Consider the following 11803-nt stretch of genomic DNA (forward strand, 5'->3'; position numbering starts at 1 on the left):
GGAATCTCTCTCTAAATTCACCATAATTTCTACTCAGCTCCTTCTGAGTAAATTTGTGCTTAGTCTAAACTCCAGTTACTACTGACTGATGAATCTAATTGTCGTCATCCGATTGTATAAATCCGGGGCGGTGCGAACAATTTTTCTCAGGAGTTCATCCGTCACCCAAAAGACGACGGGAAAGGAAAATGTTTTGCTGAATTCGCTGCATAGTAGGTTGGTAGAAACGAGCAATCTATCGATCGCCTGCACTGATTCCAAACCGAGGATCATTAAAGCTGTAGGCTGTTCCCCATCTAGTTCTGCTGCTATTGTCCTGTAGAGAGTTGTTGCCGATTCGGGCAAAAACAGTTGCCGCGGTTTGACGGCACAAGTTGCTTGCAGCCGATCGACTATTTGCTGCCGCAAAGCCAGCGAGTTGCAGTGGACTAAAACGAAAGAAAAGTAACCTTGGGAAAGACGGAGTGCCCGCATTAAAGTTGAGAACGACCGCTCGTTATATTTAGCTGAGTCGTACTTAGCTGCATCGTCTTTAGCTGTATTTTCTGAGCTTTTGTGGACCATAAATTGCAGGTCTTTCATCTAGTTTTATAGATTTTCTAGATTAAATGCTATTTCTAAATAAAATGTGAAAATGTTTTTTTGTAGTAAAAACATTTTGGTTACTATAGCACGGTTTTAAATTAATATCAATAGTTCGATCGACTAATTTGGTCCCGGCCGCTCAAAAAGCCGCCTTCGACCGTACAACCAAAGTAGAGCAGAAGGCAGGAGGCAGAAGGAAGAAGGAATATTTCGCAACGGTTTCAGCAATTAAGAAGGTTCTAAATGTCGGGCGCTGTTGTTAGATTAAATGTAATTAAACATACAAAAAAATTACCGGGAATTCTCAGCCAGCGGCAAAGTAAACCAAAAAGTTGCCCCTGCACCTGGACTGCTAATTACCCCAATTTCCCCGCCGTGAGCGCCAATAATTTGTCGGCAAAGATATAGACCCAAACCCAAACCAAGGGAGTGTCGGGATTGATAACCCCTAACGTAGAGGTCAAAAAGATATTCGCACTGTTCCGGCAATATTCCCACCCCGTCATCTTCAACGGTACAGTAAATCATGCTACTTGGAGAATTAGGGATTGGGGATTGATAATTAGGGATTGGGGATTGTGGAGTGGTAATCGGTAATTTGTCGGTGTCTTGTTTTGCTTGTTTTTGATTTACAATTAATTTTTCCGCCTTGATTACTTGAGCGGAAACCGTTAAATTCAGTCCGGGCAGATTGTGTTTTAAAGCATTAGAAATTAAATTATAAAACACACGCCTTAACTGAGTAGTGTCAGCATTCACGGCGGGAAAATCATCTGGTACCAAATTTTTAAAATTAGCTTGAGCCTCATTCATTAAAGGCTCCAAATCGGCCGCAGCAGCTTCAACGACCCCCCTCAAATCAACCCGATCGCAGTGCAAAACAAAACCGCGCAATTCCCCAGCGTGAACTTCCAAAAGCGAATTTATCAACCGCAACTGCTGCTCGCTACCTTGAATCATCCGCTCCAAAACAGAACGGGGAATTGCGATCGAATCCCCAGTTTTCGTCTGCCAATTTTTCAGCACCATTAACATTCCCGCTACCGGGTTTCGCAAGTCGTGAGAAAGAGCGTGGATAAACAGCCGCAGCGATTCTTGTGCCTGTTTGCGCTGCGTGATATCCTCAATTAAACCCTCATAATAAAGCAGAGAGCCGCTGTTGTCCCGTACCGCCCGCGCCTTCTCGGAAATCCAGACAATACTGCCGTCTGAGCGGTAAATTTTAGATTCAAAATCGGATACTATCCCGCTTTCCTCGATCGATCGCAAAAACTCATTTCTGCGAGCCGGATCGACGTACAACTGCCGCTCAATATCAGTAAACTTTGCCGTCACTTCTTCCGGGGAATCGCAGCCGTAAATCCTCGCCAAAGCTGGATTTGCAGTAATATAACGGCCATCGGGAGTGCTTTGAAAAATCCCCTCGCCCGCATTCTCAAAAATGCTGCGGTACTTCGCCTCCGCCTCTTCCAACTGCTGGTAAGCAGATTCCAACTCGCGCCTGGTACTAAACTCTTTCCGTTGCAGACATTCGTACCAATAAACCGACAAATCGCAAATCAAACAAAACCAAAACAAATATAAGTACAACCCGGTCAACTTAAAAGGAGTATACTTAGCAAAACTTAGATTTAAAACCAAATTTATCCCGACGTGGCAACACAAAACGCCGAGTTGAGAAATCAGGTGGAGGCGCCAGCGGACGGGCATCAGCGTAGCTTGGATCAGAAACGCTAAAATCCAGGTAAAAATTGGTAATTCCCCGGCTTGTGCGACAGCTAGCCCAAGCTGTACAACCACCGTCAGCGACCACGAAAAACCCAAAAACAGCAAACCGGGATAGCGCTGTCCGAAGGAGGTCTTTTGCAACACAAAACAGGTCAACAAACCCAATTCTACAGCAGCACTCGTGTACAAATAAACACTTTTAAACTCCTGGCGAGCGAAGAATCTTTCGCCCAGAAAATAGACCGTTATTGTGAAGGCAAAAAAGATGGCAATTCCGACAGCAGGGCGCAGCCGTTCTCGGAGGAAGCGATCGCGCCACACCTCGTAAACCGTTGACGCCTGAACTGATTTTGCATTGCCCAAATAGCTCATACCATTTTAGATTTTAAATTTTAGATTTTAGAGTGGGAAAGAGGGATCGTCCGAGTTGACAGCAGGTAGCGAAAACCAGAAAGTCGAGCCTTCTCCGGGAGTGCTTTCGACGCCGATGGAGCCGCCGTGAGCTTTGATAATTTGCTTGGAGAGGTACAGTCCCAAACCCAGCCCTGTTAATTGTCGGCTATTAGGGTCTTGAACGTAAAGTTCAAACAGAGATTCCCGCTGTTTGGCGCTGATTCCCACTCCATTATCTGTTACAGTACAGCGAACCATTTTTACGGTGACTCCGGGCAATTTGCTGCCGATATTGCCAATTTGGCCCTGATAGCGGGGCATTTTGCAACTGCCGTCGAGGTTGAATTTGGCCAGGGTTTCCTGATTTTTCTGGGTGGTATCGCACATCCTAGGACGATCGCCCGCAGCAGATATCCCGTTAGCGATACAGCGGGCAAGCGGATTATTGGGCGAGGTTAAAGCCTGGGAATTTCCTTCATAACTTAGCGCTGTTTCAACTGCAATTACCTCGGCTTTAAAAGTTATATTGACTCCCGGAGGATTGTGTTTAATAGCATTAGTCAACAGATTTTCTAGCACTCGCTGCAAGTGTTGGCGATCGGCATTGACTTGTGGTAAATCCGCCGGGATTTCCTGAGTCAAAGTTGCTTGATTTTTGGCCAGCATCGGTTCTAAATCGGCAATAAGGGCTGAAGCTAAAGACGGCAAATGCAGCGGTACAGTATTGATAACAATACCTTTGACCTCGCTAGCGTGAGCGTCGAGCAGGGCATTAACCATAGTCAACTGGTGTTCGCTGGCCTGAACGATGCGCTGCAAAATCGATCGAGAAACCGGAACATCTTGTAGAGATTCTGAGGGCGATTTGTTGAGCAAATTTTTTAGCAGTATTAACATTCCCATAACTGGAGTGCGGAGATTGTGAGAAACTGCGTGCAAAAATAGGTCTTTCAGGCGGTTGCTTTCTTGCAGTTCGTGCATTTTTTGCTGTAGTTGGCGGGTGCGTTCCTCCACTTGAGATTCCAAGTTGGCATTGAGATCTTTAACCTGCTGCAAAAGTTGGGCTTGCTGGAGAGCGATCGCCACTTGGGTAGCGAGTTTTTCCAACAAATCAATTTCAAATTCCTGCCACTGGCGGGGCCCCGAGCACTGGTTGACGGCCAAGATCCCGAACAATTGATCCCCCAGAAAGATCGGCACATTTAACGTCGCGCGAATTTGATAGTCGCTGTACAATTGGCCAATTGGAACGCTGAGTTGAACGCTAGCAGTATCGGAGATAGCTCGGACGCGGTTGTTAGCATAAAAAGTTCTCTGGGTTTCGAGGTGATTCTCGTCAGCGAGTGCCCACCCCAAAAGAGAACGGCATTGGGCATCCACAGACTCGGCCACAACCTTACCGTACACCGGGCTAGGAAGATGTACCCCCTCCACGTCCATAATACCGATGAAAGCGCGGTCTGCCTTGAAAAATTGCCGGACTTCGGCAACAGTAGTGTTGAGAATTTCTTCGATGTTGAGGGAGTGGCGAATTCGCAGGGCGATTTCTGAGAGCAAGCGATCGCGATCGGAGGACGCCCGCAAAGCCTCTTCCGCGCTGTGGCGTTCGGTAACGTCTTGGACTGTGGCGGCGATCGCCCCTGACTCAATTGCCGACTGTTCGCAGACAGTGCGTTCGGACCCATCTGCCAGCACAATTCGGTAGTTAATGCAATAGGCTTGGCGCTCAAACATAGCTTGGCGCTGCGATCGCGCCACCAATTCTCGGTCTTCTGGATGTACCGCCTGCAAAAAAACTTCTGGTGTGGGTTTGACAGTTCCCGGAGCAAAACCCAAGAGGCGGTAAAGTTCGTTTGACCACAGCAATTCGATATTGGATATATCATGTTCTGCGGATTCTTCGCAGTTGTCAGTTGCTGTGAGGGCGGCGCAATTTAAATCCCAATTTCCCAAGTGAGCGATGCGCTGAGCGTTGGCTAAACTAGCTTCGCGATCGCGAAGCATGGCGGCTGTGCGGCGCACCTCCACCAGCGCTTGCTGGCGTTCTGCTACGGCGGCGGCCAACATCAGAGCCACAAGGGCGATCGTACCGGTAAAAGCTTGTAAAAACAAAACTGCCTGTTTGAGATTATCGCTTTTGGCCAAAAACGGGCCGCCTCCCTGTACTGCTCCCCAAATCGCGATGCAAGAGACGATCGAATAAGCAAAAATAGCTCCCGCCGGTTGAAACCGCAGGGCTGCCCAAACTATTAGAGGAAAAGGCAGATACTCCAGCGGATACTGAGCGATCGCCGCCTGTGTTTTTGAGCAAAAAAACAGCCAGCTCACGCTCAGCAATAGAGTCAGCCACAGCGCTATTTCTGAATAATTAATAATTAAAAATATTAGATTATAACGGTTTTCAGTTGCAGAAAATGTGTGTCTGCGATTACTAATTGGTAGTTGATTATTCTGTCTGTTAAAAAATGCGATAAAAGTTGAAATAATGCGGGATTTTATTGGAAATTTAAAACTGTTAACGGCGTGGTTCAAAGTCAGCAGCACGGGCGTCACGATCAAAATTCCCATCCCGTCTCCGAGCCACGTAGTCCACCAGTTCTGAGAGAAATTGCTCCACTGATCCCAACCAAAAATGCACGTTCCCAAGTTGCCGAGGGTAGAGCCGATGAAAGTAGACCCGATGACAGCGCCGGCCACCAAACCCAGAACATCTCGCAGTCGATCGAGTTTGGTAGAAAATCCGCTCTCCCTCAGCAAAGCCTCTCCAGCCAGCGCTTGCAAGGTGACACTAAATGCCGATGTGACAATGACGGCGGACGGTATACTGGCGGTAGAGTTTAACAGCACCGAACCGAGGGCAATTCCCGGCCACATCCGTCGCCCTTGCAGTAGCAGCGCCGCTAGAGCAATACCGGCAGGCGGCCACACGGGGGAGGCTTCGGCTTTTACCAGCCCCAGCATCGACGCTGCGAGTTTTCCGGTAACAAAGTAGGTCAGAGCCAGGATACCGGCGTAGAGAAGCGGTCGAGTGCGGCGGTTGAGCAGTTTCATGTTTAGATGCGATCTAATCCTCCATTCCTAGTTTTTAATTTAGGCTGCTTTGGGGCGATCGTGCTTCCTCCTGGCGACTCACCTGACTGGGGGAGTGGGGAGTAGACTGTTGACTGTTGACTGTTGACTGTTGACTGTTATTCGTAGCAGCTACCCACTAACTAATGACTACTGACTAATGACTACTGACTACTGACTACTGACTACTGACTACTGACTAATGACTTCTTAAAATCCAAAACTCCGTTTGCCATCCGGCTTAACAGTAAGCCAATTGGTCTTTGCCATTGCCAATTGTTCCTCAGAAACTGTAGCGTTGGTAAGATTCGCCCCGCACAAATTTGCTCCCCGCAAATTCGCCTTAGCCAAATAAGCCCCCGTCAAGTCAGCACCTCGGAAATCCGCGCCTTCAAAATTGGCAGTGCTGCAATAAGCCTCAGTCAAGTTAGCATCTCGCAAATTCGCCTTAATTAACCTCGCGTGACCCAAATTTGCCCCCGACAAATCCGCTGCTTGCAAATTAGCCTTCACCAACCTGGCCTGATAAAAATTCCCCCCCGCTAGCTGCAATTTTTGCAGTTGCAGGCCAGACAGTTCGCAGTCAGCAAAATCGCGCTTGCCTTTAAAATATGCCGCTCGCAAGCTGTTGGTGTCCCACTTAACAACAGCTTTCGTTACCTTTGGCCCTGCTAAATTGTCGCTGGAAGGTGCAACCGTTCCGAAAGTTCTGCCGGACTCAGCCAGAGTTCGGGAAACTCTGGGCTGCATCCCCGTGTTCCCGGATTGGCTAAAGGAAGTTCTACCAATGCGGCTTTGGTTCGATCGTAAATCTTGATTGATTTTGTTCTGAGGCGGTGACCACGAAGAACCCGCGTCATTAAATATTGTCGGTTCTTCAACGGTACGAGAAGAGCCGTTAAATTGAGTTGCCAAACCGTCCATCAGAGTTGGGTCTTCAAATTGGCCCGAGAGAGCTCTGAGGACATCTGCTGCCGATTGGAAGCGGTGTCCAACCATCGGCTTGAGCATTTTTTCGAGAATCCGTGCAAAATTTGGGCTTACCTGAACGTGGGGCTGCCAAACAATTTCGCCAGTTACTCCATCAAAATCTAAATCCTTGGGCGACTTTCCTGTGAGCAAGTACAAGCAAGTCATGCCCACAGCGTAGATGTCGCTGGCAAATATCGGCCGCAGTGCCATTTGTTCCGGGGGAGCGAAACTAAATGTGCCGACTGAAAATTTCGTGTTGGCGCTTTGGTCAGCAGGGTCTAATAATATTGTTTGGCTGACTTGATCTTTTACCGCTCCGAAGTCAATCAGAACTAAGTGGCTGTCTTGAACTCGGCGAATAATATTTGCGGGTTTGATGTCTCTGTGAATTACTCCTTGGCTGTGGATATATTGCACTACTGGCAGAATTTCTAATAGAAAATTTTTAACGTCCGATTCGTTGAAACGGCCTGACTGCTTGACTTCTTGTTTCAAAGTCGAGCCTTTAACATACTCTTGAACTAAGTAAAATTGCTGTTCGGTTTCAAAATAGTCTAGCAGCCTCGGTACTTGCGGGTGGTCGCCCAGTTGGCCGAGGGTTTTCGCTTCTCGCTTGAATAATTCCCGCGCCATTTCTAAAACTCGCGGCGACGAACTACTGGGTCGCAGTTGCTTAACCACGCAACTCGGTTGACCGGGCAATGATATGTCTTTTGCCAGAAATGTAGCTCCAAAACCTCCTTGTCCTAAAGGTTCAGTGACTCGGTAGCGAGCGCGCAGCAATAACCGCGCACCGCAAGTCTGACACTGAAGAATAGAGTCAGCAGGGTTTTGAGGATGGGGACAGCCCGGATTTACGCAGTAGCTCATGTTAATTGAGTTTGCCTATGTTTTTCTGATTTTGCCAGCGTCGCTTGACTGCACAAATTGCCTGTTCCTGCTTCTGGTAGAAATACTGATCTATCAGTTGTCGGATGGCCGTGCGTCCGGTTGCGAATTGGAATTGCACCTAAGTCTTTTAGGCAGATATCTTTTCCCTATTTTGATTATCTAGCTGCTGTGAGTTTTTTCTGTGGATGATCCTTGAAAATAGTTTAAAGACTTGCTAAATTTGTCCTTTTTTGTGTAAAGTCTTCCTACACTTAGGTGAGCTTTCAAGAGTCCGGACAGTTTTTAGTTAGTAATCTGACACCCTCGATTTTCCGTTGGTAGCGAACTTGCCGAATCGCCTTGAAACCCTTATTCTAAGGTTGGCAATCAAAAACTGTCCGAAATATAGATCTTTGCACTGTGAGATATTTCTAGCATACCTCATTATCTGAATGAGAATGTTACTAATCGCCCCAGCAGCCATCAACATAAGTGACCGATCGCTCGTTTTTGCTTATGTATACCACAAAACTATTGACAAAATTAAATTATTATGGTAATAAAGGCTTTGCCGAATCAATTCTGTGACTGCACAGTCGAAGCCTGCCGGCGCAGACTAATGACTAATAACTACCGAGCACTGACAACTAACTACTGACTAAATTATGCGTATTTCTCTAAACTGGCTGCGGGAATTGGTGGATGTGTCGATATCCCCGGAAGAATTAGCCGAAACCCTGACAATGGCCGGGTTTGAAGTCGAAGATATCGAAGACCGCCGCCCTTGGGCAAGCGGTGTAGTTTTGGGCAAAATCATCGCCTGCGAACAGCATCCGAATGCAGACAAATTGAGAGTTTGTCAAGTGGATGTCGGCTCTTCACAAGCTTTGAATATTGTTTGCGGCGCACCCAACGCTAGAGCAGACATTTACGTGCCTGTCGCTGTTGTCGGAACTTTTCTGCCGACTATTGATTTAAAGATTAAACCTGCTAAATTGCGGGGCGTTCCTTCCGAAGGAATGATTTGTTCTCTGGCAGAATTGGGACTGGCTAAAGAGTCAGCAGGCATTCACATTTTCGAGTTAGAAAATCCCGAATTGGGCAGCGATATTCGCCCGCTTTTGGGTTTAGACGACGTGATTTTAGACTTGACAGCAACTGCCAACCGTGCTGACGCTTTGAGCATGGTGGGCGTGGCGCGGGAGGTGGCGGCGCTGACTGGGGCGAGTTTGAGAATTCCCGAAGCGAATGGTGTGGCGATTCAGGGCAAAGAAAGTCCTGCTTTGGCAGTAGAAATATCGGAACCGCAAGGATGCCCGATTTACATCGGCACGGCAATTGAAGGTGTGAAAATTGCTGCTTCTCCAGCTTGGTTGCAGCAGCGGTTGCAGGCGGCGGGAGTGCGGCCGATTAATAATGTGGTTGACGTGACTAATTACATTTTGCTGGAATGGGGCCAGCCGCTGCACGCTTTCGATCGCGATCGCCTACAATCTTTCACCGGTACTCAAGATATCAGCATCGGCGTCCGCTTTGCTTCATCAGGGGAATCCTTCAAAACTTTGGACGGACAAAACCGCAATTTGCAAGCTCAAAATCTGTTAATTACTGCTAGCGACAAACCTGTTGCCTTAGCTGGGGTAATGGGCGGCGAAGATACGGAAGTTCACGAAGGAACGCAAAATTTAGTTTTAGAAGCAGCGATTTTTGACCAGGCAACGATTCGCCGTTCTGCGCGCGCTCAAGGCTTGCGGAGCGAGGCATCGATCCGCTACGAACGGGGGGTGAATCAGGCGGCTTTGACGACTGCTTGCAACCGCGCTGTAGCTTTAATTTTGGAGTTGGCTGGAGGCGCTGCGACGGTTCAGAAAACGGCGAGTTCGGGCGATGATTTGAGTTTTTCGCGATCGCTCGAATTGCGTTTAGACCGAGTAAATCTGGTTTTGGGCCAGTTGAAAAGAGGAGAAACGGGCGGTTCTAAATATCTGGAACCGGAAGAGGTGAAAAACATTCTCACAGCCTTGGGATGCGAAGTTGTTCCAACGGAAAAAGAACGGGTGTTTGGGATAACAGTTCCTCCTTACCGCTACCGCGATTTAGAAAGGGAAATCGATTTAATTGAAGAAGTTGCCCGACTCCACGGTTATGACAATTTCTGCGATACTTTGCCCAGCAAAACGGAACCCGGTTATCTGTCACCAGAATATGCGGCAATTCGGAATGTGCGATCGGCTTTTCGGGCGGCCGGGTTGACGGAACTGATGCACTATTCTTTGGTGAAAACTGAGGGAGACAATCAGGTGGTGCTGGCGAATCCGCTGTTTGTGGAGTATTCGGCTTTGCGGACTGAGATGCTGTCGGGTTTGATTGATGCTTTCGGGTACAATTTGGAACAGGGAAATGGGGCGCTAAACGGTTTTGAAGTCGGCCGCATTTTCTGGAAAGATGGGGATGCAATGAAGGAAGCCGATGCAGTTGCGGGAATTATCGGCGGCGATCCGACTGTGTGGAAATGGCAGCAGTCCGGGCGCGATCGACCTTTGAGTTGGTTTGAGGCAAAAGGTATTTTGGAAAGCGCATTTCAAGAGTTGGGTTTGTCGGTGGAATATCAAAGCGATTCCTCGAATACACGCTTGCATCCGGGCCGCACTGCTGCGTTATCGTTAAACGGGAAACATTTAGGAGTTTTTGGACAGTTGCACCCGCAATTGCAGCAAGAAAAGGATTTGCCTGAGCAAGTTTACGTGTTTCAATTAGATTTAGCGGTGCTGTTAACTGAATTAGGGCGATCGAGCATTTCGACTCGCAAGTTTGCGGGTTATTCGAGTTTCCCCGCTTCTGACAGAGATATTGCATTTTTCGCGCCTGTAGAGGTTGCGGTGGTTGAGATGCAGAGTGCGATGAAAAAGGCGGCGGGTAGTTTGCTGGATTCGGTGGAACTGTTCGACGAATATCGGGGCGACAACGTACCGGCGGGCCAGCGGAGTTTGGCTTTTCGGTTAGTTTACCGCGCGGGCGATCGAACTTTGAGCGAAACCGATGTCGAACCGGCACAACAAAAAGTGCGCGATGTTTTAGTTGAAAAATTCGGCGTTAGTTTGAGAAGCTAAAATAGACCGCTACTCACCAAGGTCGGCCGGCAGGGAATGAATTCCCTGCCGGACTCAGAGAAAAAGCGTTAAATTGACACCAATGGTCGCAACATATCCCCAACCATAAAGGAAATATCGGGAAAATGCAAAGGAGAAATGCTCGCATCATCCCCAAGAACTACTATACTTTGATAACCATCCTGACTCGGCTCTCGAAATACGTGAAGTTGCCGATTACTAACATCCAAAACCCAATAATCAGCAATTCCAGACTGAGCATAAATAGTCGCTTTAATCCCCAAATCAGTTCTCAGTGTGGTATCAGCAACTTCAATAATTAGATAAACTTCAGAAGGAGTTGGGTGATACTCTTCATAGTAAAGTGGATCTGGTACAACTACAGCAATATCAGGTTCAGGTTCCGAGAAATTATTTAACCGAACTGGATCTTGCAGTCGCACCAAAACTCGATTTCCCAAACGATTCTCTAGTAACTTCTCTGTGCGTTTCACCGCTGCACCATGTGCTGTTCCTTTTGCTGCCATCTTTACTATTTGTCCTGCCAATAATTCTACTCGTTCGTCTTCCTCAAAAATACCAATTTCTGCCATGCGGTGATACTCTTGAACCGTCAACAAACGAAGGTCTAATAAAGTCATAGCAATCTTCTCCTATCTAAGAATCATCTCTGTTTACCCTCTTCCTCTGCGCCCTCTGCGACCTCTGCGGCTCATTAATCTTATTCTTAAAATTTTCGTTAAATCCTCTTACTCTTATTGTACAATAACTTTTAAACAAATTTATCTGAGGCTCAAAATCGTGACCAAATATGTGATGTGGGGAAGTTACTGCGAAGACGTTATCGAAAAACGCGCTCCGTTTCGAGACGCTCATTTAGCCGGATTGGCTAAGCAGAAGGAATCGGGTGTGTTAAGTACGATCGGGCCTACAAAAGATTTAACTAAAATTTTTGCAATTTACGAAGCCGAAGACGAGGCGGCTGTGCGACAATTGGTTGAAACCGATCCTTATTGGGTAAATGGGGTTTGGACAGAATACGACGTGAAAGAGTGGATTCAAGCTTTTTGAAGGGG

At 47.5% G+C, this 11803-nt stretch carries 7 protein-coding genes; 2 read left to right on the forward strand and 5 right to left on the reverse strand.

The window, feature by feature from the left end; all coding sequences use genetic code 11:
* Positions 1-78: 78 nt before the first annotated feature.
* The 4 genes from QUA13_RS13275 to QUA13_RS13290 form a co-directional block, all read right to left on the reverse strand.
* The gene (locus tag QUA13_RS13275; protein ID WP_333199069.1) at positions 79-582 is read right to left on the reverse strand and encodes a hypothetical protein; all 504 of its coding nucleotides are present in this window, start codon (positions 580-582) and stop codon (positions 79-81) included.
* Positions 583-876: 294 nt separating this feature from the next.
* Positions 877-2685: a PAS domain-containing sensor histidine kinase gene (locus QUA13_RS13280; protein ID WP_333199071.1), complete on the reverse strand. Its 1809-nt coding sequence runs from the start codon at positions 2683-2685 to the stop codon at positions 877-879.
* 27 nt (positions 2686-2712) lie between these two features.
* Entirely contained in the window at positions 2713-5757 is a 3045-nt protein-coding gene (locus QUA13_RS13285) for an MASE1 domain-containing protein (protein WP_333199074.1), read from the reverse strand.
* Positions 5758-5985: 228 nt separating this feature from the next.
* Positions 5986-7617, reverse strand: a complete 1632-nt coding sequence (locus QUA13_RS13290) for a serine/threonine-protein kinase (protein ID WP_333189426.1) — start codon at positions 7615-7617, stop codon at positions 5986-5988.
* A gap of 665 nt (positions 7618-8282) precedes the next feature.
* Between QUA13_RS13290 and pheT the strand changes: the two genes are divergently transcribed.
* A complete protein-coding gene (pheT, locus tag QUA13_RS13295; RefSeq protein ID WP_333199076.1) occupies positions 8283-10727 on the forward strand; it encodes a phenylalanine--tRNA ligase subunit beta in 2445 nt (814 codons plus the stop codon).
* A gap of 68 nt (positions 10728-10795) precedes the next feature.
* Here the strand turns inward: pheT and QUA13_RS13300 are convergent, their stop codons facing one another.
* Positions 10796-11368: a Uma2 family endonuclease gene (locus tag QUA13_RS13300; RefSeq protein ID WP_333199078.1), complete on the reverse strand. Its 573-nt coding sequence runs from the start codon at positions 11366-11368 to the stop codon at positions 10796-10798.
* A gap of 160 nt (positions 11369-11528) precedes the next feature.
* On the opposite strand from QUA13_RS13300, the gene QUA13_RS13305 reads away from it, so the two are divergent.
* Positions 11529-11798 (forward strand): YciI family protein, encoded by a 270-nt coding sequence (locus tag QUA13_RS13305; protein WP_333199081.1) that lies wholly within the window; start codon positions 11529-11531, stop codon positions 11796-11798.
* The last annotated feature ends 5 nt before the right edge of the window (positions 11799-11803 follow it).

Origin of the sequence: Microcoleus sp. S28C3, assembly GCF_036700785.1 — a bacterium.
Taxonomy (GTDB): domain Bacteria; phylum Cyanobacteriota; class Cyanobacteriia; order Cyanobacteriales; family Microcoleaceae; genus Microcoleus; species Microcoleus asticus.